The sequence below is a fragment of the Glycomyces harbinensis genome (assembly GCF_900101745.1).
GTDB classification, from domain to species: Bacteria; Actinomycetota; Actinomycetes; order Mycobacteriales; family Micromonosporaceae; genus Glycomyces; species Glycomyces harbinensis.
The window spans coordinates 113,219-139,526 of sequence record NZ_FNAD01000004.1; the positions used below are offsets into that span (position 1 = coordinate 113,219).

At 71.1% G+C, this 26,308-nt stretch carries 18 protein-coding genes; 4 read left to right on the forward strand and 14 right to left on the reverse strand.

Features of this window, described 5'->3' with window-relative positions:
* Positions 1–90: 90 nt before the first annotated feature.
* On the reverse strand, positions 91–1,698 hold the full coding sequence (locus BLQ63_RS08750) for a glycosyltransferase family 4 protein (RefSeq protein WP_091031916.1): 1,608 nt from the start codon (positions 1,696–1,698) through the stop codon (positions 91–93).
* A gap of 217 nt (positions 1,699–1,915) precedes the next feature.
* Between BLQ63_RS08750 and BLQ63_RS08755 the strand changes: the two genes are divergently transcribed.
* The 3 genes from BLQ63_RS08755 (at position 1,916) to BLQ63_RS08765 (ending at position 6,186) form a co-directional block, all read left to right on the forward strand.
* Entirely contained in the window at positions 1,916–2,524 is a 609-nt protein-coding gene (locus BLQ63_RS08755; RefSeq protein WP_091031918.1) for an acyltransferase, read from the forward strand.
* Positions 2,525–2,812: 288 nt separating this feature from the next.
* Positions 2,813–4,075, forward strand: a complete 1,263-nt coding sequence (locus BLQ63_RS08760) for a glycosyltransferase (protein WP_177154849.1) — start codon at positions 2,813–2,815, stop codon at positions 4,073–4,075.
* Entirely contained in the window at positions 4,072–6,186 is a 2,115-nt protein-coding gene (locus BLQ63_RS08765) for a glycosyltransferase family protein (RefSeq protein WP_091031922.1), read from the forward strand. The genes BLQ63_RS08760 and BLQ63_RS08765 overlap by 4 nt, the downstream gene beginning before the upstream one ends.
* A gap of 54 nt (positions 6,187–6,240) precedes the next feature.
* Here BLQ63_RS08765 and galE read toward each other — a convergent pair whose 3' ends face one another.
* The 6 genes from galE to BLQ63_RS08795 form a co-directional block, all read right to left on the reverse strand.
* Entirely contained in the window at positions 6,241–7,221 is a 981-nt protein-coding gene (gene galE / locus BLQ63_RS08770; RefSeq protein WP_091031925.1) for a UDP-glucose 4-epimerase GalE, read from the reverse strand.
* Positions 7,218–8,510: a nucleotide sugar dehydrogenase gene (locus BLQ63_RS08775; protein WP_091031928.1), complete on the reverse strand. Its 1,293-nt coding sequence runs from the start codon at positions 8,508–8,510 to the stop codon at positions 7,218–7,220. Before BLQ63_RS08775 ends, galE begins: the two co-directional genes overlap by 4 nt.
* Before the next feature lie 2 nt (positions 8,511–8,512).
* Positions 8,513–10,093: a glycosyltransferase family 2 protein gene (locus tag BLQ63_RS08780; protein ID WP_091031931.1), complete on the reverse strand. Its 1,581-nt coding sequence runs from the start codon at positions 10,091–10,093 to the stop codon at positions 8,513–8,515.
* Positions 10,090–11,106, reverse strand: coding sequence for a Gfo/Idh/MocA family protein (locus BLQ63_RS08785; RefSeq protein ID WP_091031935.1), 1,017 nt, complete (start codon positions 11,104–11,106; stop codon positions 10,090–10,092). The genes BLQ63_RS08780 and BLQ63_RS08785 overlap by 4 nt, the downstream gene beginning before the upstream one ends.
* Positions 11,103–12,197: a DegT/DnrJ/EryC1/StrS family aminotransferase gene (locus BLQ63_RS08790; RefSeq protein ID WP_091031940.1), complete on the reverse strand. Its 1,095-nt coding sequence runs from the start codon at positions 12,195–12,197 to the stop codon at positions 11,103–11,105. The genes BLQ63_RS08785 and BLQ63_RS08790 overlap by 4 nt, the downstream gene beginning before the upstream one ends.
* A 103-nt stretch (positions 12,198–12,300) precedes the next feature.
* Positions 12,301–13,101: a sugar phosphate isomerase/epimerase family protein gene (locus BLQ63_RS08795; RefSeq protein WP_091031944.1), complete on the reverse strand. Its 801-nt coding sequence runs from the start codon at positions 13,099–13,101 to the stop codon at positions 12,301–12,303.
* Positions 13,102–13,315: 214 nt separating this feature from the next.
* On the opposite strand from BLQ63_RS08795, the gene BLQ63_RS08800 reads away from it, so the two are divergent.
* Entirely contained in the window at positions 13,316–14,152 is an 837-nt protein-coding gene (locus tag BLQ63_RS08800; protein WP_091031947.1) for a DUF3109 family protein, read from the forward strand.
* A 79-nt stretch (positions 14,153–14,231) separates the two neighbouring features.
* Here the strand turns inward: BLQ63_RS08800 and BLQ63_RS08805 are convergent, their stop codons facing one another.
* The 7 genes from BLQ63_RS08805 to BLQ63_RS08835 all read right to left on the reverse strand — a co-directional run bounded on the left by BLQ63_RS08805 (position 14,232) and on the right by BLQ63_RS08835 (position 26,250).
* On the reverse strand, positions 14,232–15,929 hold the full coding sequence (locus tag BLQ63_RS08805; protein ID WP_143014817.1) for a CDP-glycerol glycerophosphotransferase family protein: 1,698 nt from the start codon (positions 15,927–15,929) through the stop codon (positions 14,232–14,234).
* 163 nt (positions 15,930–16,092) lie between these two features.
* On the reverse strand, positions 16,093–17,808 hold the full coding sequence (locus BLQ63_RS08810; RefSeq protein ID WP_091031954.1) for a CDP-glycerol glycerophosphotransferase family protein: 1,716 nt from the start codon (positions 17,806–17,808) through the stop codon (positions 16,093–16,095).
* A 95-nt stretch (positions 17,809–17,903) separates the two neighbouring features.
* Positions 17,904–18,599 (reverse strand): phosphocholine cytidylyltransferase family protein, encoded by a 696-nt coding sequence (locus tag BLQ63_RS08815; protein ID WP_091031957.1) that lies wholly within the window; start codon positions 18,597–18,599, stop codon positions 17,904–17,906.
* 145 nt (positions 18,600–18,744) lie between these two features.
* The gene (locus BLQ63_RS08820; protein ID WP_218125161.1) at positions 18,745–19,458 is read right to left on the reverse strand and encodes an IspD/TarI family cytidylyltransferase; all 714 of its coding nucleotides are present in this window, start codon (positions 19,456–19,458) and stop codon (positions 18,745–18,747) included.
* A gap of 89 nt (positions 19,459–19,547) precedes the next feature.
* Positions 19,548–20,717, reverse strand: coding sequence for a glycosyltransferase family 4 protein (locus BLQ63_RS08825; RefSeq protein WP_177154850.1), 1,170 nt, complete (start codon positions 20,715–20,717; stop codon positions 19,548–19,550).
* Positions 20,718–20,992: 275 nt separating this feature from the next.
* Positions 20,993–23,755 (reverse strand): type I DNA topoisomerase, encoded by a 2,763-nt coding sequence (gene topA, locus BLQ63_RS08830; protein ID WP_218125162.1) that lies wholly within the window; start codon positions 23,753–23,755, stop codon positions 20,993–20,995.
* Positions 23,756–23,922: 167 nt separating this feature from the next.
* The gene (locus BLQ63_RS08835; protein ID WP_091031964.1) at positions 23,923–26,250 is read right to left on the reverse strand and encodes a sodium-translocating pyrophosphatase; all 2,328 of its coding nucleotides are present in this window, start codon (positions 26,248–26,250) and stop codon (positions 23,923–23,925) included.
* Positions 26,251–26,308 lie beyond the last annotated feature (58 nt).

Sequence of the window (26,308 nt, forward strand, 5' to 3'; positions counted from 1 at the left end):
ACGGCGAAAGACCGGCCGGGACCGCTCGTCTTGCGACCTGCGGTCCCCCGCCCGGGTGACGCCTTCAGCGGCCGGGCCGCCGAGCCGGGGTCACGATCCGTTGACGGCGGTGACGGGGGACTCGTCCGAGCGCGGCTGCGGCACCGCCGAGGGGGCCGTGCCGAGGAGCCGGCGGTAGAGCGCGTCGTAGCGGGCCGCCTGCGCCTCCCACGTGAACTCGTCGAGGAAGCCCGGTTCGGCGAAGGGCTTGGTGTAGCGGGGGCGGTCGTCGATCACGGTCCGCGCGGCCCGCGCCAGTCCCTCCACGTCCCCGTACCGGAAGACCTCCCCGATGCCGAGGCGGCGGGTCTCCTCCGACATGACCTTCACGTCGCTGATGACGATCGGCAGGCCGGCGTGCATGAACTCGTAGAACTTGGTGTTCAGGCCGACCTCGTGGTTCACCAGGCCGGTCTCCAGCGGGTGCACGCCGACGTCGGCGGTGGCGAGGAACGCGGTGAGGACGTCGTAGGGCACGTACGGCATGAGGTGGACGCGGTCGGCGACCCCGAGCCGGTCCGCCAGTTCGCGCAGCGAGTCGACGTAGGGCCCGGTGAGCGTGCCGATCACGAACGCCGCGTGGACGTCGGGCTGCAGAGCGAGCGATTCGACCATGAGGTGCAGGCCGCGCTGCGGCGTGGCGGAGCCGCAATAGACCATGAGCGGCGTCCCCGCGTCCAGGCCGCAGGCCTGCCGAACGTCGCGGAAGCCCTCCGGGGTGGTCCAGTCCGCGCGGGCCGGGTCGGGGCGCGGCGGGGAGTTCAGCACCACCGTGGGGAGCTCGGCGAGGCGGTGGTTCTCGACGAGCAGTTCGGCCAGGCGCGGCGAGACGGTCACGACGGCGTCGGCGTACGGCACGAACTCGCGCTCGTGCGCGATCTTCGCAACCTGCCACTTCCGGTTCCGCTGCTGGACGCCGGGCAGGAACTCATGGGCGTCGTAGAGCACCGGGACCTTGCGGCCCTTGGCGCCGGCGCGGGCGGCCGCTCGGACGCCGACCCCGATCATCCAGTAGTCGTGCACGTGGATGAGGTCGGGCTTGAGCTGGTCGATGAGGGGCCCGAAGCCCAGTTCGAAGCGCAGGGGCCAGGGGTCGAGCCTGCGCCAGCAGCGGTCGCCGAGCAGGGCCTTCCAGTAGGCGGTCTCGAACCGCTCCAGGCCGCCGTCGGGGCGGACCTTCTGCGCTTCGCCGAGGGCTTTGGTCTGGTCGAGGCGCATGCGAAGCCAGCGCACCTGCAGCTTGACCCGCAACCGGTGGAAGAGGACCGGCAGGTCGAACCCGCGAGGACCGCGGCCCTGCGCGCGCAGCTCGGCGCGCAGGCGGCGCTGCGCGAGGTCGGTGCGCAGGAAGCGCCTGCGCTCCCATTCGCGTTCGGCCTTGACGACGCTGACGTGGGCGAAGGGGTAGCGCATGATCGCGAGGCGCTGCCGGAGGGGCTTGAGGCCGGGCCAGAGCCCGACGACGCGAAGGTGGGCGGTGGCGCCGCCCAGTGCGAAGCGGGAGGCCCGCTTGCCTTCGGCGCGGCCGATGAGGTGGACGTCCCAGCCCGCCTCGGCCATCGACTTCGCGGCCTTCTGCACCCGGGAGTCCCCGTCGATGCTGTTGTCGACCAGCATCACGACCCGGCGACCGGCGGGCAACCGCACCTTGTCCTTCATCGGTTCCACTCTTCCTTCGGGCACTGGAGGATGAATCGGGGGAAGGGCTCATGATAGCCACCCGCGATTCGGGAGTCATGCACCGCGGCACCTGCGCATACGACCGGGCAAAACGTCGTACGCCCGCCGGGAACGGGGCGGCCCCGAAGGCCCTTCCGTATGATCGCTGGGACATGTCAGGCCTCGGCGCACGTCGCCGACCCATCGAAAGCAGCCAATGCATTATAGGGTCCAGGAATCCGCGCAGGTGCACCCGAGCGCGACCATCGGCGATCGCTCGGCCGTCTGGGATCTCGCGCAGATCCGCGAAGAGGCGACGCTCGGCACCGACTGCGTGGTCGGCCGCGGCGCGTACATCGGCACCGGGGTGCGGATCGGCGACAACGTGAAGATCCAGAACTACGCGCTGGTGTACGAGCCCGCGACGCTCGCCGACGGCGTGTTCGTCGGCCCCGCGGCCGTCTTCACCAACGACCACAACCCCCGCTCGGTCGCCCCCGACGGCACGCTCAAGCGCGCTTCGGACTGGGAGGCCGTCGGCGTCGACGTCGCCGAGGGGGCCTCCATCGGGGCCCGCGCGGTCTGCGTCGCGCCGGTGCGCATCGGCCGCTGGGCGATGGTCGCCGCCGGGGCCGTGGTCACCAGGGACGTTCCGGACTTCGCGCTCGTCATGGGCGTCCCCGCCAAACGGGCCGGGTGGGTCGGGCGCGGGGGGGCGCGGTTGGAGCACGAGGGCGAGGGCCGCTGGCGCTGCCCCGAAACCGGCGCGCACTACGTTGAGTCCGACGGCGTACTGTCCGAGGCCGAGCCGGAGGAAGCGGCGTAGCGAGCGTGGTCGGCGCGCCGTCGGCCACGGTGCGGGCGGCCCCGAGACACCCTCCACGGTGGCCTGACCGCGTCCCCGGCACCGCCGCGGATCGCCGGTCCGCGCCTGCGATCCGGACGGCCGAGGCCCTCGCCGCGACGTGCTAGCATCCACCCCATGGCAGCCTTTTCTGCGTCCGGGGCCGCTCGGTCGGAACGATCACCCGGACCGGGCCGTGACACGCAAATCCCCCATCTGATCTACATCGCGGTCGGGTTTCCCCCGGCCGCGAAAAGCTGTACGTACCGCATGAGGGAGACCGCCAACCAGTTCGCCGCGCAGGGCTGGGACGTCACGGTCGTCACCATCGAGGACGAGTCGTGGGAGCTGGACTCGGGGGTCGACCACACCCTCTCCGAGCAGGTCGACCCGCGTGTGAACGTCGTCAAGCTCCCGCTTCGGCGCGAGGACCTGGAGACGGACATCCGCGGCTACAGCGCCGAGCGGGCCGTCGACCCGCCGCAATGGGTCAAGTCCCTGCGCGAGCGCAACGCCGAGTCGTTCCCCGAGCCGACGTTCGGCGGATGGCGCGGCGCGCTCGAAGAGGCGGTGCTGCGCCTCCACCGAGAGCGGCCCGCCGACCTGCTGCTGACCAGCTGCGTGCCGTACGTGAGCCTCGCCGCGGCCTGGAGGCTGTGGGAGGAGGCGCGGGTCCCGTACGCCGTCGACTTCCGCGACGGCTGGTCGATCGACGTGATCGACGGCAACATCGCCTTCGGCCGGGACTCCGCGGAAGGCCGCTGGGAGGAGCGCATCCTCGGCTCCGCGATCAGCCTGTGGACCGTCAACGACCCGATCGCCGAGCACTACCGCGGCCACTACCCGGAGTACGCCGACCGCGTCCACGTCGTGCGCAACGGCTACGACGCCGACAGCGCGCCCGCCCGGCCGCACCGCCCCGACCCCGATTCGGGCCTGGTCTTCGGCTACCTGGGCACGGCGACCTTCCCCACGAACCTCCTCAGGGCGGTCCTCGAGGGCTGGCACCTCGCCCGCGAGCGCGAGCCGCTGCTGGCCAACGCCCGCTTCGAGTTCCGCGGCCACACCGGCAACGGCTCGCAGCGCGGCACCAACCGCCAGGTCGAGATCCTGCGGGAGGCCGCCTCGGACGGCGTCAGCTTCGGCGGCCCGGTGGCGAAGGCCGACGTCGCCGCCACCTACGGCGCCTGGGACGCGCTGGTGCTCATCATCACCGGCGGCCACTACATGACCTCCGGCAAGGTCTACGAGTACATGGCCACGGGCCTTCCGATCGTGTCCGCCCACGCGGCGGACCACGACGCCACGAACCTCCTGCAGGGGCGTCCGCTGTGGACCGGGGCGCACGACGTCGACAGCGAGTCGATGGCCGCGTCGTTCGTCAAGGCGGCGCACATGTCGGTGGAGTCCACCGACGAGCAGTACGCGGCGGCGATGACGCACGCCCACCAGTTCGCGCGCGAGAGCATCATGGCCGCCGCCGTGAAGAATCTGATCAGCGAGTTGCAGGTGCGGAAGGGCCACACCCAGTGATCGACGTTCTCTTCATCAGCAGCAGCAACCCACCGGTCAACCTGGTCGCCGACACCGTGCGGCTGCTCGACGCCGAGGGCGCCCGCGTCTGGTACGGCGGCACGGTCCCGTCCGCGGGGAAGGACGACGAGCTCGTCGACGTCCCCTTCGCCGACCGGCACCGCCTCCCCCGCACCAATCTGCGGCACGCGGTCGGGCTCCCCAACGGGGAGCGGGTCTGGCTGCGCAACCGCACGGACTCCTGGCTGCGCGAGAAGGCGCGTGCGGCCCATGTGATCGTCGCGCTCGACAACGGTTCGATCTACACGGTCTGGCAACTGGCCCGCCGCAACCGTGCGGCCAGGGCCGTCTTCGGCCTCAGCCCCGCCCTCGCCTCCGTGCGCGAACTCGCCCGCGAAGGCGGGACGCCCGCCCGCGGGAGCTCCCTGCCGTCGCCGTCGTTCATCGCCCAGGAGACGCTCCGCGTCGCCCGGGAGCTGCCGGCCTCCGTGGCGCGCGCCCTCACCTCCCGCTCCATCATGCGCAGTTCGCTGGGCGCCAAGCTCTGGCGAGTGCCGCTGCGCGCTCCGGGCGTGCCCGACCGGCTCCGCGTCGCGACGGGCCGCCGGGTCGCCGAGGCCATGAACTGGGCGGGCCGCAGGAGCGGCGCGGCGTATGCGCTCGCGCTGACCGCCACCCACATCTCGGACCCGGCGACGAAGGCCGAACTGCTCGACGACTCGGTGCAGCAGGAGCTCGACCGGGGCGTCGTCCCCGAGCACCTCGGCGACGCCGTTCAGGCGCTGCTCGCCCACGCGGACGAGTCGGCCGAGAACGGCCGCATCGACGCCGCCGCCCAGTCCCTGCTCCGTGCCCTCATGCTGGGCTTCCACCGGGTCGTCCACATCGACCAGCTCTCTTCGCCGCTGGCCGAGGACGCCGAGGCCTACGTCAAGCCGTTCCACCGCTCCCGCGCGATGCAGACGGTCGCGACCACCCGGGGCCGGGTCCGCCCGGCCGCACCGCCGCCGACCGACCGGCCGCTGCGACTGCTGGTGATGGTCAGGGCGAACGACCACTTCCTGCCGCAGATCCTCGACCGGTACCGGGAGCACCCCGGCGTCGAGCTGCGCTACCTGGACCTGGCGCAGCACCGCGCGCTCAGGGACGCCTCGAGCGCACCACTGCGGGTCCTCAAGGAGCGCCTGGGCGGCGACGACGAGTACGCCGAGACGGTGGAGCGCCTGCTCCGTCCCCACCTGGACTGGGCCGACACCGTGTTCCTCGACTGGTGCCTGGCCCCGTCCGGGATGCTCACCACGATCGACCCCGGCGACACCCGGATGATCATCCGGCTGCACAGCTACGAGGCGTTCACCCGCTGGACGCACATGGCGGACTTCTCCCGCATCGACGACCTCGTGTTCGTCGCCGACCACGTGCGCGACCTCGCCGAAGTGGTGGTGCCGCAGCTGAGCGGCCCGCAGGCGCCGCGCAAGCCCGTCCTGCACAACGCCATGCCACTCAACGACTTCGCCCGTCCCAAGACGCCGGACGCCCGCTTCAACCTCGGGCTCGTCGGCGTCGGCCAGGTCGCCAAGGACCCCCTCTGGGCGGTGGAGGTGCTGCGCCTGCTCCGCGAGGAGGACGAGCGCTACCGGCTCTGGATGGTCGGCGGCGACATGCCGCACAAGAACAGCCGCGCCAGCCGCAACTACCGCAACGAGATGGAGAAGGTGCTGGACCCGCTGGTCGAGTCCGGCGCCGTGCTGCGGCTCGGACCGACCGACGACGTCGCCGGCAAGCTCGTCGACCTGGGGTTCATCCTCAGCACGTCGGTGCGCGAAGGCAGCCACAACGCCCTGATGGAGGGCGCGGCCAGCGGTGCGGTCCCGGTGGTGCGGAACTGGCCGTTCTACGCCGACAAGGCCAACGGCGCCCGCACGCTGTACCCGGAGGGCTGGATCGTGGAGACGCCGGCCGCGGCGGCCGAGCGCGTGCTCCAGGTCAACGCCTCTGAGGAGAACTGGCACGACAACGGCAAGCTCGCTTCGAAGTACGCCCTGTCCACCTGGGACTGGTCCGTCGTCAGCGCCGACTTCGACCGGCTGTTCCTCGGCGAACAGAAGTAGCGGACGTGAAAGGAGCGCCTCCCCGGCCGGGGAGGCGCTCCTTTCACGTCGGTGTCAGCGCTGCGCTTCGGGGTGGCGCAGGCACCATCCCCGCCAGGCGGACTCGATCATGTCGCGCACGCCGTACTTCGCCGACCAGTCCAGCTCGCGCCGGGCCAGTTCCGCGGAGGCGACCACGCGCGCCGGGTCGCCCGGGCGGCGCGGGGCGATCTCGGGGCGGACGCCTTCGCAGCCGGCGACGTCGAGGATGACCCCGGCGATCTGCGCGACCGAGGCGCCCTCGCCCCGGCCGATGTTGAGCACCAGCCGGGTCTCGGGGTCGGCCGCGAGCCGGCGGGCGGCCGCGAGGTGCGCGGAGGCGACGTCCTCGACGTGGACGTAGTCGCGTTCGCAGGTGCCGTCGGCGGTCGGGTAGTCGTCGCCGAAGATGACCGGCGCCTCGCCCCTGGTCAGCCGGTCGAAGACCATCGGGACCAGGTTGAACACGCCTTCGTCGGCGAGTTCGGGCACCGCGGCGCCCGCGACGTTGAAGTAGCGCAGGCACGCGGTGGCGAAGCCGTGGGCCCGGCCCGCGGCCTGCACCAGCCACTCCCCGGCCAGTTTCGTCTCGCCGTAGGGGCTCATGGGCGCGCAGGGCGTGTCCTCGGTGACCAGGTCGACGTCGGTCATGCCGTAGACCGCGGCCGAGGACGAGAACAGGAAGTGCCGCACGCCCGCGGCGGCGGACGCCTCCAGGACCGTGCGCAGGCCCTCGACGTTCTCCCGGTAGTACTCCAGGGGGCGCTCGACCGACTCCCCCACCTGCTTCCTGGCGGCGATGTGGACGACGCCGGTGAGCTCGTGCTCGCGCAGCACGTGGTCGAGCCGGGCCCGGTCCAGGACGCTGCCCTTCTCCAGGGCCACGCCGGCCGGGAGGCGGGCGGAGCTGCCGGAGCTGAGGTCGTCGAGGACGACGAGCCGCTCACCGGCGGCCGCCATCTCCCGCACCACGTGCGAGCCGATGTACCCGGCGCCGCCGGTGACCAGCCAGCTCACTCGGCGCCCCCGCCGATGACGATGTGGCGGCGGTCGGCCCACGCGGCCGGGTCGGTGACGCGGCGCCCGTCCAGGAGGACGCGCACGTCCGGCAGGTCCGCCGGGGACAGCGCCCGGTACTCGGCGTGGTCGGCCTGGACCAGCGCGGCGGTGACGGCCTCGCCGCGGTGGGCGGGCAGCCCCTCGTGCTCGAGCTCGTCCACGGTGTACATCGGGTCGGCCACGAACGGGTGGGCGCCCTTGGCGCGCAGCGACTCCACGAGCCCGAACACGCCGGAGAACGCGGTCTCCTTGACGCCGCCGCGGTAGGCCGCGCCGAGGACGAGCACGTTCGCGCCCGCGAGGTCGCCGTAGGCGGCGGCGAGCACGTCGACCGCGTAGGAGGGCATGGCGGCGTTCGCCGCGCGCGCGGAGCGGACCACGGTCGCCTCGGGGTCGTTCCACAGGTACATCTGCGGGTAGATCGGGATGCAGTGGCCGCCGACGGCGATGCCGGGGCGGTGGATGTGGCTGTAGGGCTGGGAGTTGCAGGCCTCGATGACCTTCATGACGTCCAGGCCCTGCTTGTCGGCGAACCGCGCGAACTGGTTCGCCAGTCCGATGTTGACGTCGCGGTAGGTGGTCTCGGCGAGCTTGGCCATCTCGGAGGCCTCCGCGGAGCCCAGGTCCCACACGCCGTTGGCGCGCGGCAGGTCCTCGCGCTCGTCGAAGTCGAGGACGGCCTCGTAGAACTCGACCCCGGCCTTCGCCGAGGCCTCGTCGACGCCGCCGACGAGCTTGGGGTAGCGGCGCAGGTCGGCGAAGACGCGGCCGGTGAGCACCCGCTCGGGGCTGAAGACCAGGTGGAAGTCCTCCCCGACGCGCAGGCCCGAGCCCGACTCCAGGCGGGGGGCCCAGCGCTCGCGGGTGGTGCCGACCGGCAGCGTGGTCTCGTAGGAGACGAGGGTGCCCGGCTTGAGCCCCTTGGCGACGGCGTCGGTCGCGGCGTCCATCCACCCGAAGTCCGGGACGCCCTCGGCGTCCACGAACAGCGGGACGACGATGACGACGGCCTCGGACTCGGCGACCGCGGCGGCCGTGTCGACGGTGGCCGACAGGCGCCCTTCGGCGACGGCGGTCTTCAGCAGCTCGCCGAGGCGGTGCTCGCCCGGGAAGGGCTCGGTGCCGGCGTTGACGTCGGCGACGACCTTCGGGTTGACGTCCGCCCCGATGACGGTGTGGCCCTTGGAGGCGAACTGGACGGCCAGCGGCAGCCCGATCTTGCCCAGGGCGACGACGCAGATCTTCATGGTCACTTCCTCTTCGATGCGAAGCGGGCGAGGCGTCCGGCCAGGCCGCGCTTCGGTGGCTCCACGGTGATCACCAGGCTGCGCTTGTCGTCGCGCCCGGCGGTGACGGTCCTGACCCGGCCCTGGCGCTCGACCGGCTCGGGGACGATCTTCAACGGCAGGTCGTAGACCCATTCGCCGAGGGCGACCCGGGTCCGCAGCGACCACTTGCCCGAGTCGAGGGCGTGCAGCGGCAGGCGGACGGTGACGACCGCGCTGTCGCCGTCCTCCCGCACCGAGACGGCGGCCGGCACGGCGATCGGGGCGACCTCCTCGACGGGCACGGCGGCGCGGCGCCTGGGCTTGCCGCTCTTGGCGGCGCGCTCGGCCCCGGCGGTCACCGCCTCGGCGGGCAGGCCGGCGACCGGAAGGCGGAACAGGTACTCCAGGCAGTGCCCGTCCTCGGGGTCCTGCGGCCAGGCGAGGTCGATCGGTTCGACGCCGCGCGCGAAGCGCACGAGGACCCGCTCGTTCCCGGCCTCGAACCAGGAGTCGGGGAAGTCCTTCTCCTCGTCCCGGAAGCCCTGGTAGCACGCGTAGATCCGGCCGTCCTCGACCAGGAACCGCGGCGCGGGCTCGTCGATGGCCTCCTCCAGGAGCGCGAACTCGCGGGCCTGGGCCAGGGAGACCTTGACGCGCTTGATGCTCGGCAGGCGCTCGCGGATCGCCTCGGTGAGGTGCAGGTCCGCGAAGTGGGCCGCGGCCTCCCAGAACTTGTGGCGCTCGGCGTGCTGGGTCTTCAAGAACTGCGGCTGGAGCATCTTGTCGATCTCGCGCGAGAAGACGCGGTAGATCAGGTCGTCGCGGCCCTGGCCCTCGGGGAACAGCTCGTAGGTGGTGGCGACCAGGCGGTCGGCGGCGTCGACCCAGCCGAACGGCGGCGTCGCGTAGGTCAGGTTCTCGGCCTTCTCCCGCTTCACCGCGAAGTAGTGGTCGTAGTCGGCCAGGATCGAGACCTTGGAGGCCTTCGCCATCGCGCGCATGGTGAAGGGGCCGTCCGAGAGCACTTCCATGTCCACGGGGAAGCGCAGGCCCTCGCGCTCGATCAGCTCGCGGCGGAACAGCTTGGTGTTCGACAGCGCCCAGGCCAGGTCGTTGGAGGGGTACTCCGCGTCGGGGACCGTGCGCTCGAAGACCGGGGGCGCCTTGCGGCCGCCGACCCCGACCATCTTGCACAGCAGCACGTCCGAGCCCCACTCGTCGGCCGAGGCGACCATCCGCTCCAGCGACTCGGGCCCGAGGTAGTCGTCCGAGCCGAGGAAGATGACGTAGCGGCCCTTCGCGTGCTCGAGCGCCAGGTTGCTCGGCGCGGCGGGCCCGCCGGAGTTCTCCTGGCGGAAGACGCGGAACACGTCGGGGTACGCCGCGGCGAAGCGCTCGAGCTCGGCGGCGCTGCCGTCGGTCGAGCCGTCGTCGACCATGAGCGCCTCGAAGCGGTCGGCGCCGATCGTCTGGTGCGCGAGCGATTCGAGGCACGCGGTCAGGTACGGCATCGTGTTGTACACGGCCGTGACCACGGTGACGTCGGGGACGCGCTCGCTCATGCCCGCACCGTCGCTCCGGACCCGTCCAGCAGCACGGTCTCCCCCAGCGCGGCCGAGCGCAGCATCGTCTCGGAGACCACCACGGTCGCGGCGCCCGACTCGAGGTCGACGATGTCGCTCTCCTCGCCGCGCACGGCGTTGCGGAACTGCTCGTGCTCGACCTGGAGCGGCTCGCGCTTGCGGATCGCGTAGCGGACCATGTCCCCTTCGGACACGCCGCGGAAGGCGCGCAGCGCCTCCCACTCGGTGTCCTGGACGCCGTTGGCGTAGAACGTCAGGTCCGCCGTCAGCGTGTCGGCGACGAAGCAGCCCCGGTCGCCGGTGACGACGGCGGTGCGCTCCTTGAACGGGCTCAGCCAGTTCACCGAGTGGTTCGCGATGGCCCCGCCCGAGAGCTGGCCGATCGCCGAGAGCATGTCCTCGTGCTCGCGCCCCGAGCGCGAGACCGTCTGCGCCGTGATCGACCGGTACGACTGGCCCGTCACGAAGCTGGTGAGGTCGATGTCGTGGGTCGCGAGGTCCTTGACCACGCCGACGTCCGCGATGCGGCCCGGGAAGGGCCCCTGGCGGCGGGTGACGACCTGGAGGATCTCGCCGAGCTCCCCGGCCTCGAGCCGCTGGCGCAGGCTCATGATCGCCGGGTTGAAGCGCTCGATGTGCCCGACGCCGGCGACGAGCCCGCGCGAGCCGAAGGCCTCCACGAGCCGCTCGGACGCCTCGACCGAGTGCGCGAGGGGCTTCTCGATGAGCGCGTGGACCCCGGCCTCGGCCAGGGCCAGGCCGATCTGCTCGTGGTAGCCGGTCGGGCAGGCGACCACGGCGTAGTCGATCCCGAGGCCGATGAGCTCTTCGACCGTGCCGACCAGGACGGCCCCGGACGGCAGGGCCGAGCCGTCGGCGACCGGGTCGGCCACGCCGACGAGGTCGACGCCCTCGAGCGCGGCGAGGACGCGGGCGTGGTTGCGCCCCATGGCGCCCAGGCCGATCAATCCGGCGCGAAGGTCTGCGGTCACGAGAGGTCCTCCAAAGCGTTCACCGCGTCGATGACGCGGTCGATCTCGCCGTCGGTCAGCGAGGGGTGGACGGGGATGGACAGGACCTCCGCGGCGGCCCGATCGGTCTCGGGGAGGTCGACGTCGATGTGCCGGTAGGGGATGAGCTTGTGGATCGGGGTCGGGTAGTAGACCGCCGAGCCGATCCCCGCGTCCTTGAGCTGCGCCTGCGCGCCGTCGCGGTCGCCCTCGACGCGCACCGTGTACTGGTGGTAGATGTGCCGCACGCCGGCGGCGACCGGGGGCACCGTGACGGTCTTGATCCCGGCGTCGAAGCGGGCCGCGTTCGCGCGGCGGCGCTCGGTCCACTCGTCGAGCCGGCCCAGCTGCACGCGGCCGATCGCGGCGGCGACGTCGGTCATGCGCATGTTCGCGCCGACGATCTCGTTCGCGTAGCGCTGCTCCATGCCCTGGTTGCGCAGCAGGCGCAGGGTGCGCGCGAGCTCGGCGTCGTCGGTGGAGACCATGCCGCCCTCGAGGGAGTGCATGTTCTTCGTCGGATAGAAGCTGAACGTCCCGGCCGCGCCGAAGGAGCCGACCGGCTTGCCGCCGATCTGCGCGCCGTGGGCCTGGCAGGCGTCCTCCAGGATCGCCAGCGAGTGGCGCTCGGCCAGCGCGGTCAGGCGGGTCATGTCGGCGGGGTGGCCGTACAGGTGCACCGGCATGATCGCGGCGGTCCGGGGCCCGACGAGGGCGGCGACGGCGTCGGGGTCGAGGCCGAAGGAGTCGGGCTCGATGTCGGCGAAGACCGGGTCGGCGCCGACGAGGCGGACCGCGTTCGCGCTGGCGGCGAACGAGAAGGAGGGGACGATGACCTCGTCGCCGGGGCCGATGCCCATGGCGAGGAGGGCGAGTTGGAGGGCGGAGGTGCCCGAGTTGACGGCGACGCAGTGCGCGGTGCCGGAGACGGCGGTGAAGGCCTCTTCGAAGGCGGCTACCTCGGGGCCCTGGACGACCATTCCGGACCGGAGGACTCTGACTGCGGCTTCGATCTCGTCGTCGCCGATGTGCGGTTTCGCCGGGGGAATGAAGTCCCGCTGCTCGTCCGGCATTCGTTCCCCCTGGGTTTGTGGGTACGTCGGTGGTGATGCGACGTCGATAATACCGATGCAATCCGGCGTTAACGCGGGGAGAACTCCCATCAACGTCGAAGCGTCACCCGGGTGAACGCGAGTTGAGCGCGTCGCGGGCGAATTTCAGGGATTCGTGCAGGTCATCGGCCCGCCGGGTCCGGTTCCCGCTCTTGCGGGTGGAGACCTCGACGGTGATGGAGCCGTCCCAGTCGGAGGCGCCGAGCGATCCGAGGAGTTCGGCGCAGGGCTGGGAGCCGCGGCCGGGGACGAGGTGCTGGTCGGCTCCGGGCGCGGTGCCGTCGCACAAGTGGATGTGCCTGAGGCCCTTACCCATGCGCTCGGCCATGGCGATGGCGTCGGCCCCGGAGGCGGCGCAGTGCGACAGGTCGAGGGTGTAGGCCTCGTAGCCGTGGCGGGTGGGGTCCCAGTGGGGCCGGTAGGGCACGAGATTCCGCTTGCCGACCTTGAGCGGGAACATGTTCTCCACGGCGATGGTGACCTGGGGGTATCGGGCCCTGAGGCCGTCCAGGACGGTGGAGAACTTCGCGGCGTACTCGCGCTGCCAGGAGAACGGCGGGTGGATGACCACGGTCGGCGAGTCGAGGTATTCGGCGGCCTGGACCGAGCGGCGCAGGCGCGTCCACGGGTCGGCGCTCCACACGCGCTGCGTGACCAGGAGGCACGGGGCGTGGACGGCGCCGATCTTGACGCCGTAGTGCTTGGCGAGGCTGGCCGCGGCCGAGGGGTCCTGGGAGACCCGGTCGGTGAAGACCATGAGCTCGACCCCGTCGTAGCCGAGTTCGGCGGCGAGCTCGAAGCCCACCGCGGTGGGCTCCGGGTAGACGGAGGTGGTCGACAGCAGAACCGGGACGGACTGGGTCACGGGGACAAGGGTACGCCCTGCACATTTACGGCTCGCAAGCTTCGCCGTGGCCGCACATGTACGGCTCGGGAACATCGCCGTGGACGCACATTTACAGCTCGCGAGCTTCGCGGGGACGGGGGGCCGACGGCCGGTGAACGTCGCGGTGCCCGCTCGCCCGCGGTGGGCGCGGCGCGTACCGGTCCGGGCGCGGGGCTGCGGGTACCGTTGACGGATGACCGACGAGGTGGCCGCGGGTTTCGACCGCGAGTGGGTGGAGTTCCTCGATCCGGCCGATCAGGACACGATGGTCCGGGCCGATCTGACCTGGCTCCTTTCGAGGTGGGGCTGCATCTTCGGCAAGCACCCCGACGAGGGCGGGTGTCCCGGCATCGACCAGGGCAGTCCCGCCGACGGGTGCTGCCTGCACGGGGCGTTCTACACCGACGAGGCCGACGTGCGGCGCACGAAGGAGATCGTCAAGAAGCTCACCCCCGAGACCTGGCAGCTGCACCGGCGGTGGAAGGACACCATCGTCGACGACACCCTCGAGAACGACGAGGGCGAGGAGGAGCCGGCGAAGAAGACCGCGGTGGTCGACGGCGCGTGCGTCTTCCACAACCGCGAGGGCTTTCCGACCGGCTCGGGCTGCGCCCTGCACCAGCAGGCGATGCGCGACGGCGTGCACCCGATGGAGTACAAGCCCGAGGTGTGCTGGCAGCTGCCGGTCAAGCGCGACTTCAAGACCGAGCACCGCGCGGACGGCACAAAGGTCGACGTCACCCTCATCACCGAGTTCGACCGGGCCTCGTGGGGTCCGGGCGGGCACGACTTCGACTGGTGGTGCACGGGTTCGCCGCTGGCGCACACCGCCGCCGAGCCGGTGTACCTGTCGTACGCGGTGGAGCTGACCGAGCTGCTCGGCGCCCCGGCGTACGAGCGCCTCGCGGACCTGTGCGCCGAGCGGGACGAGCGCGGCCTGGTCGCCCCGCACCCGGCGAGCGCCGCCGCCCTCAAGCGGCTGCCGATCCCGCTGCGGCGGCGCAAGGCGGACGCGACGCCCCTGAACTGAAGGCGGCCCTGAACTGAAGTCGGCCCATGACGCACGAGGCCCCCGGCGCATCGCGCCGGGGGCCTCGCCCTTCGAGGGGTCAGGCGGCCTGGACCGGTTCGCCGACGAGCGCGGCGACCTCCTTGCGGACCGGTTCGGCATAGGTCTCGCGGACCGCGCCGGCGAAGACCTCGAAGAGGTCGCCGGGGGCGTGGTCGCCGAGGTAGTACTCGCGGGTCGCCTGGCGCCGCACGGCCTTGGAGTCGGTCACGAGCATCTCGTCGAGCACCGCCTCGATGTTGGCCGCGCCCGGCTCCAGCAGGTACGCGCCCTCGGCGACCGGGAACTCCTCCAGGTAGTCCTCGCGCAGGCCCTTGGGGTCGGTCATGGCGAAGGGCCGGCCGCTGTAGAGCCAGTCCGAGGCCGCGCCGCTGATGTCGCTCACGGCGACGTCGGCGGCGTTGATGCAGTCGACGAGGCTCAGCTCCTGCTCGGCGGCGGGGCCCCAGCGGTGCGGACGCCCCGTGGAGGCCGCGTCGGCGGCGAGGATCGCGCGGATCTCCTCGGCGTGGGCCTGGTAGGCGGCGTTGGTGCGCGTGTAGGGGTGGGTCCGGAAGATGACGCTGGCCTCGCGGGCGAGGACCGCCTGGACGATCGTCCGGCCCTCCTCGAGGGACGAGTAGTTGACGTCCTCGGTGAAGCCGGTCCACGTGGGGGCGTAGAGGACCACGGGCGCCTCGCCCTCGGCCCGCTCGCGCTCGCCGACGCGGATGCCGTGCAGCTGGGGGCGGCCGATGAGCCGGAACTTGTGCTCGGGGAGGTCGACGCCGTGGCGGTGGTAGCGGTCGACGCCAGCCTGGCCGGCCACGAACACCCGGTCGTACATGAGCGAGAGGGCGCTGCGGCTGATGGCCTTGTCCGAGTCGCCGTGCATGAGCTGGATGTGCAGCAGCTCGCCGTGGCGGATGAGCGCGGTGTTCTTCTGCGCGTGGTTGGAGTAGAAGCAGGCGCGCACGCTCTGGGGCAGGAGCTTGTCGAGGACGTTCTGCCCGGGGGCGAGGACGATCGGCGCGCTCGTGCACGCGGCGGTGCCCTTCATCAGGTGCGCGTCGCGGACCAGGACCAGGTAGGGGTCGCCGATCTGGTCGAAGTACGGCAGCCACATCTGGATCTGGTACTCCGAGAACCGCGCCCCGCCGAAGTGGACCACGAACCGCGGCTGGAGGGCCTCCACGGCGGCCACGACGTCCTCGTCGATCGGGTGGGACTCGACGCGGCGGCGCCGCAGGTTCGCCAGGACCGCGACGGCGGTCCAGAGCAGGACGGCCAGCATGATCCCCAGCGCGGCGGCGTCGGTGACCGGCCGCATGGGCTCGGGCACGGCGGCCGCGAACGGCAGCAGCGTCGCGGCGGCGCCCGTCGCGGAGATGATCAGCTTCGGCTCGGCGGCGCGCTGCGCGAAGCTGCGGTGCACGACCAGGTTGACCGTCTCCAGGTGGGACAGGCCGAGGGCGATGCGGACCGCGCCGGCGACGGCCAGGAATCCGGCGGCCAGGACGCAGGCCGCGGTCAGGGTCCACAGCGGGGTCTCGCCCGACCAGGCGGCGACGAGGACCGCGAGGACGGCCAGCAGCTTGGCGGTGCGCACCGTGGCCTGGTCGTCCCGGTAGGACCAGGCGGTGACGGCGAGCACGAACGCGGCCAGCGCGTAAGCGATGAGGGGCGTCGGCGCGATCGCCGCGGCGATCACCGCTGCGAGCGCGATGACCTCGTACCGCTGCCTCCACAAACGGGTCATGTTCACTCCCTTGAAGCACGAGTTAACGGGCTATTAACTCAAGATGAAGTAAACACGCATCCGTCCGCGCTCCGGTGGCAGGTATCACGAAACCGCCGCCCGCGGTCCGGAACTGCAAAAACGCCGAGGGGCCCGCCGCGGCGGGCCCCTCGGACGGCGTCGCTCAGGCGGCCCGTTCGACCGGCAGCGCCGACTCGCCCGTCGCGACCTTGCGGACCCGGTGCCCGTAGGTCGCCTTGACCTCCTTGGCGAACAGCGGGATCAGTTCGCCCGGCTCGACGTCGCCCAGGTAGTACTCGCGGACCTCCGCCCGCACCCCGGCCTTCGAGTCGGTCAGCAGCAGCTCGTCGAGGACCTGGTCGATGTTCGCGGCCTCCGGGTCGAGCAGGTAGGCGGCCTTCGCCAGCGGGAACTCCTCCAGGTACGCGGCCCGGAACCCCTTCGGGTCGGTCATCGCGAACGGCCGGCCGCTGTAGAGCCAGTCCGAGGCCGTGCCGCTGATGTCGGAGATCGCCACGTCGGCGGCGTTGATGCACTCGGTCAGGCTCACCGCGGTCTCGGCCTGCCCGCCCCACAGGTGCGCCCGGCCCGTCTGCGCCGCGTCCGCCGCGATCAGCGCCTTGATCTCGTCGGCGAGCGCCTGGTAGGCGGCGTTGGTGCGCGTGTACGGGTGGGTGCGGAAGACGACCGTGACGTCCCGCTTGAGGAGCGCCTCCACGATCCGCCGGCCCTGCTTGAGCGAGGAGTAGTTGACGTCGGCGGTCAGGCCCGTCCACGTGGGCGTGTAGAGCACCACCGGGCGGCTGCCCTCGATCCGGGCGCGCTCGCCGACCTGGAGGTCGTGCAGCTGCGGGCGGCCGATCCGCTTGAACTTGTAGTTCGGGATGTCCACGCCGTGGCGGTGGTAGCGGTCGACGCCGGCCTGCCCGGCGACGAACACCCGGTCGTACATGAGCGACACCGGGCTGCGGCTGATGGCCTTGTCAGAGTCGCCGTGCATCAGCTGCACGTGGATGTACTTGTCCAGCTTGATGAGCTGCGCGTTCTTGACCGCGTGGTTGACGTAGTAGCAGGCGCGCACGCTCTCGGGCAGCAGGCTGTCGAGCACCGACTGGGCCGGGACGAGCACGATCGGCGCCGCGGTCCTGGCCGCGATCCCGTCGAGCAGGTACCGGTCGCGGATGATGATGAGGTACGGGTCCCCGACGGCCTCGAAGTAGTCGAGCCACATCTGGAGCTGGTACTCCGACTCGCGCGCGCCCGCGAAGTGCACCACGTAGCGCGGCTGGAGCCGCCGGACCGCGCTGATGACCTGCGTGTCGACCGGGTGCGACTCGCGGCGGCGGTGGAGGTAGTTCTCCAGGACCGCCGAACCGGTCCACCCGAAGACGGCGAGGGACGCCGCCAGGAGCACCAGGTCGGTCGCGAGCGCCGCCGGCCCGGCCGCGAAGGCGGCCAGGGCGTAGAGCACGGCGAGGCCGTTCACCAGGCCCCCCACCACGGCCGGCGCCGTCCAGCGCTGGCGCCGGGTCCGGGTGACGCCGAGGTTCACGGTCTCCAGGAAGCCCACGTTCAGGGCCCGGGCGACGATGTCGGCGTAGGCGATGAACAGCGTGACCATGAGGCCGGCGGCCAGGAGCGGCCAGCGTTCGAGGCCGCCGGCGCCCCAGGCGCAGATGAGCACCGACAGGGCCGTGAGCGTGCGGGCGATCCGGACGCTGGCGACCGCGCCGCCGAACTGCCAGGGGACCACGGCGAAGACGGCCAGCGACAGGGCGAGCGGCACCCAGCGCAGGTCGGGCAGCGCCACGGCGGTGGCGACCGCCGCGAACGCCAGTAGGTTCAGGCGGATGGACCAGGATTTGAGCAGATTCTTCAACTCGGCGTGCCCTTACATGGTGTTTCGCTGATCGGTGCGTGTCGGGCGTCGGCGCCGCTGCCGCGCGTTTCGTTTCGCCGGGTCGAAGGCGTGGCCTACTTGAAGGCCTCGTTGACGCTGTTGAGGTCCTCGGCGAAGTCGACCTCGATGACGTTGTGCTGGGAGATGTCGACGGCCTCGAACTTCAGGCCGTCCTTCTCGATGGCGAGCTCGATGCCGCCCTCGAAGTAGTCCTGGTCGTCGACCTCGGCGAGCCGCTTGGCCACCAGGGCCCGGTCGTCCGCGGAGACGTAGTTGATGCCCACGGCCTCGCCGAGCGCGCCTTCGGAGACCTGCTTGGAGAGCTTGTTGATGTAGCCGTCGGCGCCGAGGGTGTACTTGACCTCCTCGTCGGAGACCTTCGCGGTGTTGACCGCGACGAAGGAGTGGTCCATGGCGATGTGCGGGAGGAGCACGTCGAGGACCTGGGGGTCGAAGACGACGTCGCCGTTGAGCCACAGGACCCCGCCGGGGCCGAGGATGTTGAATGCCTTCAGGAGGCTCTTGGAGGTGTTGGTGTCGCCGTAGGCCTGGTTGTAGATGAAGCCGACGTCGGGCACCTCCTCCATGATCATCTCCTTCTTGTATCCCACGACCAGGTGGATGGAGTGTCGGCTGAACCGGGAGGTGAGCAGCCGGAGCGAGCGGCCCAGGATGGTCTCGCCGGTGTTCAGGGGCGTCAGGGACTTCGGGTGCGGCTTGCCGAGCCGCGAGCCGACGCCGGCCGCGAGGATCACGATGTTCGTGGACATGTCGAGAGCCACCTCGTTCGGTTAGGGTGCTGGATTCGTGCAGTTTACCTAGTTAAACGGGCTATTACGCGGGGCCCAACGCGTGGCGCTCGCGGGCGTCACATGCGCACGGTGCGCGGTCGGCGCCGGACGTCCGGTGACGGCTTCAGGCGCGCAGGAGGGCCTCGGCGACGGCCAGGTCGGCGGGTTCGGTCACTTTGAGGTTGCGCGTCGAGCCCGCGACGATGCGGACGGGGACGTCGGGCCGGAACCGCAGGACCACCGAGCAGTCGTCGGTCGGCGTGAAGTGCGGGTCGGCGGCGGCTGCGGCGTGGGCTTCGCCGATGAGGCCCAGGTGGAAGCCCTGCGGGGTCTGGACCCGGCGCAGGGCCTCGCGGTCGGGGACGGCGGTGATGCGCCCGTCCGCGGTCTCGACGACGGTGTCGGAGGACGGTATCGCGGCCGTGACGGCCGCGTGCTCGCCGAGGGCCGCGGCCACGTCGGCGATGATGCGGCCGGTCACGAGCATCCGGGCGGCGTCGTGCAGGAGCAGGCGGGTCCGGGGTCCCGCTTCGGGCTGGGACTGCGCCCAGCGGATCGCGGCGAGCGACGAGTCGGAGCGGGCGGCCCCGCCCGCGATGACCGCAGAGAGTTTTGTCACATTTGCGGTCTTTGCTATGGCCCAGGCGGCGTCGTGGTGCCCCTCGGCCATGACCAGGACGATCCGGTCGACCGCGCCGGCGGCCTCGAAGGCCTCCAGCGTGTGCTGGAGGACGGGCTTGCCGGCGACCTCCAGGAGCTGCTTGGGGACCGCGGCGCCCATGCGGGCGCCGGTGCCGCCCGCGAGGACGGCCGCGATCGTCAACTGGTCGGTCGGCACGGCGGGACTCCTGGTCGTCGGCGGGCGGCTGCCGCACCAATCTACGGGCCCGAGGGCCCCGAACCGGTGCGGGCCCGCCCGCGAGTCGTCTAGGCGCGCGCCTTGACGAGCTTGTCGAACAGGTCGACGTGCAGGCCGACGACCTGGCCGGGCTCGAAGCGCTTGGCGGTGTTCAGGCCGCCGTCGGCGAGCTTGCGGCGCAGGCTCGGGTCGCTCATGAGGCGGCGCAGCGCGTCGGCGAGCTGCTTGGGCTGCTTGGGTTCGACGAGGATGCCGTTCTCCTCGGTCCGGACGATCTCCAGCGGGCCGTGCTTGACCGCGGAGCAGACCACCGGGAGGCCGGCGGCCATCGCCTCGACGATGACCAGGCCGAACGGCTCGAAGCGGGAGGGGATCGCGGCGATGGAGGCCTGCTGCCACTCGGCGTCGAGCGGGGTCACCGGGCCGGGCATCTCGACGCGGCCCTGGAGGCCGTACTCGTCGATGATGCCCTTGAGCTTCTTGCGGTCCTTGCCGCGGCCGAAGATCTTGACCTTCCACTCGGGGAAGTCGTCCGCGACCTGGGCGAAGCCCTTGATGAGGATGTCGAAGCCCTTCATGCCCGTCAGGCGCCCGGCGGTCATGATGACCGGCTCGGTCAGCTCGGACGGGGCCTTGGAGCTGGGCGGGATCGAGTTGGGGACGCACACGACCTTGTCGGCCTGCGCGGGCAGGGCCTCGCGGTAGGCGGCGGCGTCCGCGTCGGTGATGGTCACGATCGCGTCCATCTTCGGGTAGTGCTCGAGGATGAGGCCGCGCAGCGTGTCGGTGTAATGGTCGAGGTAAAGGTGCTCCTGCGCGACCATCGCGTATGCGGCGGGCCGCCCATAGGCCGCCATATAGAGGTTGATCGAGATCTGCGTGCCGACGAGGACGTCGGTCTGGTGCGTCTGGAGGAACTTCCGGACTCGTACATCGAGCAATTTCGATGACTCACCCATGTTGTTCACCTTGTCCGCATCGAGGAACGACGGACGCTTCATTCGCCAACGGTCCAGGAAGGACAGGCGTTCGCCGCCCTCTTCGGGTTTGCGGACGTCCCAGAGCGAGACGACCTCGATGCGCGGATCGATGGCGAAATCGGCCTTGGCCTTGTTGCGCACGCAGGACGCGATGGTCACGTCGTGGCCGAGCTCCACCAGGGCTTCAGCGGTATTGAGGGTGGTCTTGATGGTGCCGCCGATACCCCAGATGCTACGTACCAGAAATGTGATTCGCATGAACTCGAAACTCGCTTTCGAAGAATTGCCGTCTTCAGCCACATCGGACATTCGATGCTCGCCTTCGAACATTGTCCGCAATGCCTTGACGCATCGGCACCCGCCACGGGTTGCATCCGCAGGCCGTTGAGTTTACGGAAGATTGAACACTAGGGATCCTTACCATGGCCGGGCGTGGCCGATGACATCTTCCTGTCAGCCATGCCACAACTGCGAGAAAGCGACGGCCCGCTTCCGCGATGCGGAAGCGGGCCGATGTCGGCGTCGCGCGGCGGCTACTCGTCGGAGGACGCGGCCTTCTTGGCGGCCTTCTTCGCCGTCTTCTTGGCGGTGGTCTTCTTGGCCGCGGACTTGGTCGCGGTCTTCTTGGCCGCCGTCTTCTTCGCGGCGGTCTTCTTCGTCGCCTTCTTGGCGGCCTTCTTCGCCGTCTTCTTGGCCGGGACGGCGCCCGAGGCGACCTTCTCGCGGCGCTCGGCCAGCAGCTCGGCCGCGCGGTCGATGGTCAGGTCCTCGATCGAGTCGGTCTTGCGGATCGAGGCGTTGGTCTCGCCGTCGGTGACGTAGGGGCCGAAGCGCCCGTCCTTGAGCGAGACCTCCTTGCCCGTGACCGGGTCGGGGCCCAGCTCCTTGAGCAGGGACTGCGCCCGCTGCTGGCGCCCGCGCGACTTCGGCTGCGCGAGCAGCTTCTCGGCCTGCTCGAGGGTGAGCGTGAACAGCTGCTCCTCGTTCTCGAGGGAGCGGAAGTCGCGGTTCTTCTTCACGTAGGGGCCGTGCGGGCCCAGACCCGTGCGGATCTCCTCGCCGTCGGCGTCCTTGCCCACCAGGCGCGGCAGCGTCAGGAGCTTGACGGCGTCCTCCAGGCTCAGCTCGGAGAGCTTCTGCCCCGTCAGGAGCGAGGACGACTTCTCACCGGAGGTGACGTACGGCCCGTAGCGGCCGGTCTTGGCGTACACGGGCTCCCCGGTCTCGGGGTGCGTCCCCAGCTCGCCCTCGCCGGAGCCGAGCTCGTAGAGCTCCTCGACCTTCTCGGGCGTCAGCTCGTCGGGGGCCATCGACTCGGGGATGGAGGTGCGCTCGCCCGGCTCGCCGGCCTCGACCTGGGCCGGGTCGGCCCGCTCCAGGTAGGGGCCGTAGCGGCCCACGCGGACGACGACCTTGCGGTCCTTCTCGTCGGTGTACAGCGGGATCGAGTTGACCTCGCGGGCGTCGATCTTGCCGAGCTCTTCCTCGACCATGCGCCGCAGCCCGCCGGAGGCGGCCACGGTGCCCTCCTTGTCCTTGCCGCCGAAGTAGAACTTGCTGAGGAACTCGCCGCGCCGCTCCTGCCCGGAGGCGACCTCGTCGAGCTCGTTCTCCATCCCGGCGGTGAAGTCGTAGTCGACCAGGCGCGGGAAGTGCTGCTCCATGAGGCCGATCACGGCGAACGCCCGGAAGGCCGGCACGAGCGCCTGGCCCTTCTTGAACACGTACTCGCGGTCCTGGATGGTCTGCATGATCGACGCGTACGTCGACGGCCGGCCGATGCCGCGCTCCTCGAGGGCCTTGACCAGGCTCGCCTCGGTGTAGCGGGCGGGCGGCTGGGTGGTGTGCCCGGCGGCCTCGAGGCCGCGCTCGGCCAGGTGCTGGCGCTCGGTCAGCTCCGGCAGGCGCTTCTCGGCGTCGTCGGCGTCGCCCTCCTCGATCGACTCGACGTAGGCGAGGAGGAAGCCCGGGTTGGTGATGGTCTTGCCGGAGGCGCCGAAGTCGGCCTGCTCGCCGTCGGGGGTGGTCGCCCGGGTGCGCACCGACGTGGAGTTCCCGGTGGCGTCGACCATCTGGGAGGCGAGCGTGCGCCGCCAGATGAGCTCGTAGAGGCGGTGCTCCTCGGCCGAGAGCTGGCTCTTGAGCTGCTGCGGGGTCTTGAAGCGGTCGCCCGAGGGCCTGATGGCCTCGTGCGCCTCCTGCGCGTTCTTCACCTTGCGGGCGTAGTGGCGCGGCTCGGAGGGCACGTACTGGGCGCCGTAGAGCTCGGCGGCCTGCGCGCGGGCGGCGTTGATCGCGGTGCTCGACAGGTTCGTCGAGTCGGTCCGCATATAGGTGATGTGGCCGTTCTCGTAGAGCCGCTGGGCGACCCGCATGACCTGCGCGCTGGAGAGGCGGAGCTTGCGCCCGGCCTCCTGCTGGAGCGTCGAGGTGATGAACGGCGCGTAGGGCTTGCGGCGGTACGGCTTCTTCTCGACCTTGAGGACGGTGAAGTCGCGGCCCTCGAGGCGCCGGGCCAGGCCGCGGGCGCCGGCCTCGTCGAGGTGGACGACGTTGCCCTTGGCCCTGCCGGTGGCGGCGTCGAAGTCCTTGCCGGTGGCGACGCGGTCGCCGTCGAGGGCGATGAGGGTGGCCTTGAAGGTCTGGTCGTCGTCCGTGGCGAGGTTCGCGGAGACGTCCCAGTAGTCGGCGGCGCGGAAGGCCATGCGGGCCCGCTCGCGCTCGACGACGAGGCGGGTCGCGACCGACTGGACGCGGCCGGCCGACAGGCGCGGCATGACCTTCTTCCACAGGACCGGGCTGACCTCGTAGCCGTAGAGGCGGTCGAGGATGCGGCGCCCCTCCTGGGCGTCGACCAGGTCCTGGTTGAGTTCGCGCGGGTTCGCGGCGGCCTCGGCGATGGCCTGCGGGGTGATCTCGTGGAAGACCATCCGCTTGACGGGGATCTTCGGCTTCAGGGTCTCCAGGAGGTGCCAGGCGATGGCCTCGCCCTCGCGGTCCTCATCGGTGGCGAGGAAGAGTTCGTCGACTTCCGCGAGGTAGCCCTTGAGCTTCTTGACGTGGGCCGACCGCTCGGGGTTGACGATGTAGAGCGGCGCGAAGCCGTTGTCGACGTCGACGCCCAGGCGCGACCAGGCCTTGTCCTTGTACTTCGCCGGGATCTCTTTGGCGCTGCGCGGGAGGTCGCGGATGTGCCCGAGAGAGGAGTCGACGATGTAGCCGGGGCCCAGATAAGAGGCGATGGTCTTCGCCTTCGCCGGAGACTCGACGATGACCAGGCGTTTGATGTCCGGCACTGCTCCCACCGTTCACTCGGAAAAATGCACTCGATTCGTTACGTTAGCTCACGCTTCCGTATTGCGTCCCCTGAGTATGGGTGTGCCCCGGTCGCCGGGCGAAGCTGCGACGCGCGCGCTCCGCGGAAAAAGCGACCGGGGCACACCCCGACGTTCGTCCCGGTCAGCTAGCCGACTTCGACCGACTCACGCTGTTCCGGGGCTCGGGATTCCCCCGACTCCACCACCGCTGAGCGGCGCTTGGACACGAGGATCGCGCCCACGAGCACGGCCACGGCGATCCCGGCGATGATCCAGCGCACCGGTCCGTCGGCGCCCTCGCCCACGCCCTCGACCGTGTAGACGACCACGGTCGGCGCGATGATGAGGCTCACCAGGTTCATGACCTTCAGCAGCGGGTTGATGGCCGGGCCGGCGGTGTCCTTGAACGGGTCGCCGACGGTGTCGCCGATCACGGCCGCGGCGTGGGCCTCGGAGCCCTTGCCGCCGTGGTTGCCGTCCTCGACGTCCTTCTTCGCGTTGTCCCAGGCGCCGCCCGAGTTCGCCAGGAGGATCGCCATGAGCACGCCGCACGCGATCGCGCCGGCCAGGTACGCGGCCAGCGGGCCCACGCCGAGGCCGAAGCCGACGGCGATGGGCGCGGTGATGGCCAGCAGGCCGGGCGTCACGAGTTCGCGCTGCGCGTCGCGGGTGCAGATGTCGACCACGCGGCCGTACTCGGGGCGCTGGGTGCCCGCCATGATCCCGGGGAAGCGCGCGAACTGGTCGCGGACCTCGTGCACGACCGAGCCCGCGGAGCGGGCCACGGCGTTGATCGCGAGGCCGGAGAACAGGAACACGACCGCGGCGCCGATGATCAGGCCCACGATGTTCGCCGGGTCGGCGATGCTCAGCTCGGACAGGAGCTGGCCGCCGATGAGGCCCTCGATCTCCACCGCGTTGGTGTAGGAGCCGAACAGCGCCGTCGCGGCCAGGACCGCGGTGGCGATGGCGATGCCCTTGGTGATGGCCTTGGTGGTGTTGCCGACCGCGTCGAGGTCGGTCAGGGTCTGCGCGGCGTCCCCGTCGACGTCGCCGGACATCTCCGCGATGCCCTGGGCGTTGTCGCTGATGGGCCCGAAGGTGTCCATCGCGACGATGACGCCGACGGTGGTCAGCAGGCCGCAGCCTGCGAGGGCCACGGCGAACAGGCCCACGAGGATGACGCCGCCGCCGAGCAGGTAGGCGCCCAGGACCGCGGCGGCGATGAGCAGCGCGGTGTAGACGGCCGACTCCAGGCCGAGCGAGAAGCCCGCGAGGATGTTCGTGGCCGCGCCGGTGCGCGTGGCCGCGGAGACGTCGCGCGTGGGCTTGTAGCGCGTGTCGGTGTAGTAGCCGGTGAGGCTCATGATCGCCGCGGCGAGCGCGATGCCGATGACGACGGCGACGATGGCGAGCACCTGCGGGTTCACGGGGACCTCGGAGGCGTCGATGCCGCTGCCGAGTTCGCTCCAGCTGGAGGGCACGTAGGCGATGACGGCGGCCGCGGTGGCCAGCGCCGCGATGAACGCGGAGATGTAGAACGCGCGGTTGATCGCGGTCAGGCCCGAGGCGTCGGAGGCCCGCATGCGGGTGATGAGCACGCCGATGATGGCGCAGACGATGCCGACGGAGGCGACCAGGAGCGGCAGGACCAGGCCGGTCTCGCCGAAGGCGGCGCGGCCGAGGATGAGGCTGGCGACCAGGACGACCGCGTAGGACTCGAACAGGTCGGCGGCCATGCCGGCGCAGTCGCCGACGTTGTCGCCCACGTTGTCGGCGATGGTGGCGGGGTTGCGCGGGTCGTCCTCGGGGATGCCCTGCTCGACCTTGCCGACCAGGTCGGCGCCGACGTCGGCGGCCTTGGTGAAGATGCCGCCGCCGACGCGCATGAACATGGCCAGGAGCGCGGCGCCGAAGCCGAAGCCCTCCAGGACCACCGGCGCGTCGCCGTTGTAGACCATGACCACGATCGAGGCGCCGAGCAGGCCCAGGCCGATCGTGAGGAAGCCGACCACGCCGCCGGTGCGGAAGGCGAGGTGCATCGCGCTGATGGGCTGGCCGTCGCGGGCCGCGGAGGCGACGCGGACGTTCGCGCGGGTCGCGAGGCTCATGCCGGCCCAGCCGATGAAGGCGCTGAATCCGGCGCCGACGATGAAGAACAGGCTCCGTCCGATGCGGACGTCGTTCCCGGCCTCCCCGACGGGCAGCAGGAAGAGCAGGACCACGGCGATCACGACGAAGACGCCGAGCGCTCGGAACTGGCGGCGCAGGTAGGCGGAGGCGCCCTCCTGGACGGCTCCGGCGATCTCGCGCATCTTGTCGGTGCCGGTTCCGGCCGCGAGGATGCCCTTGACGAGCGCGGCGGCCCCCCCGAGCGCGACCAGAGCGAGCGCGGCGGCGACCACGACGAGGCTCAGGTTCGAGCCCGCGAGCTGGCCTACGCCCTCGTCGCCGTTGGCGAGCAACGTATGCATGTATTCCTCCAAGCAGTGCACGGACGCGCGGGCAACGCGCGTCCGGCTGACACAAAGA

Coding starts and splice junctions, on each gene's coding strand:
- BLQ63_RS08815 (WP_091031957.1), bottom strand. CDS start 18,599: ATGTCCACGAACATCGTGATCCTCGCGGCCGGCGTCGGCTCGCGGCTC.
- BLQ63_RS08825 (WP_177154850.1), bottom strand. CDS start 20,717: ATGCGAATCACATTTCTGGTACGTAGCATCTGGGGTATCGGCGGCACC.
- BLQ63_RS08835 (WP_091031964.1), bottom strand. CDS start 26,250: ATGCATACGTTGCTCGCCAACGGCGACGAGGGCGTAGGCCAGCTCGCG.
- BLQ63_RS08780 (WP_091031931.1), bottom strand. CDS start 10,093: ATGAGCGAGCGCGTCCCCGACGTCACCGTGGTCACGGCCGTGTACAAC.
- BLQ63_RS08775 (WP_091031928.1), bottom strand. CDS start 8,510: ATGAAGATCTGCGTCGTCGCCCTGGGCAAGATCGGGCTGCCGCTGGCC.
- BLQ63_RS08805 (WP_143014817.1), bottom strand. CDS start 15,929: ATGACCCGTTTGTGGAGGCAGCGGTACGAGGTCATCGCGCTCGCAGCG.
- BLQ63_RS08800 (WP_091031947.1), top strand. CDS start 13,316: ATGACCGACGAGGTGGCCGCGGGTTTCGACCGCGAGTGGGTGGAGTTC.
- BLQ63_RS08790 (WP_091031940.1), bottom strand. CDS start 12,197: ATGCCGGACGAGCAGCGGGACTTCATTCCCCCGGCGAAACCGCACATC.
- BLQ63_RS08750 (WP_091031916.1), bottom strand. CDS start 1,698: ATGAAGGACAAGGTGCGGTTGCCCGCCGGTCGCCGGGTCGTGATGCTG.
- BLQ63_RS08755 (WP_091031918.1), top strand. CDS start 1,916: ATGCATTATAGGGTCCAGGAATCCGCGCAGGTGCACCCGAGCGCGACC.
- BLQ63_RS08760 (WP_177154849.1), top strand. CDS start 2,813: ATGAGGGAGACCGCCAACCAGTTCGCCGCGCAGGGCTGGGACGTCACG.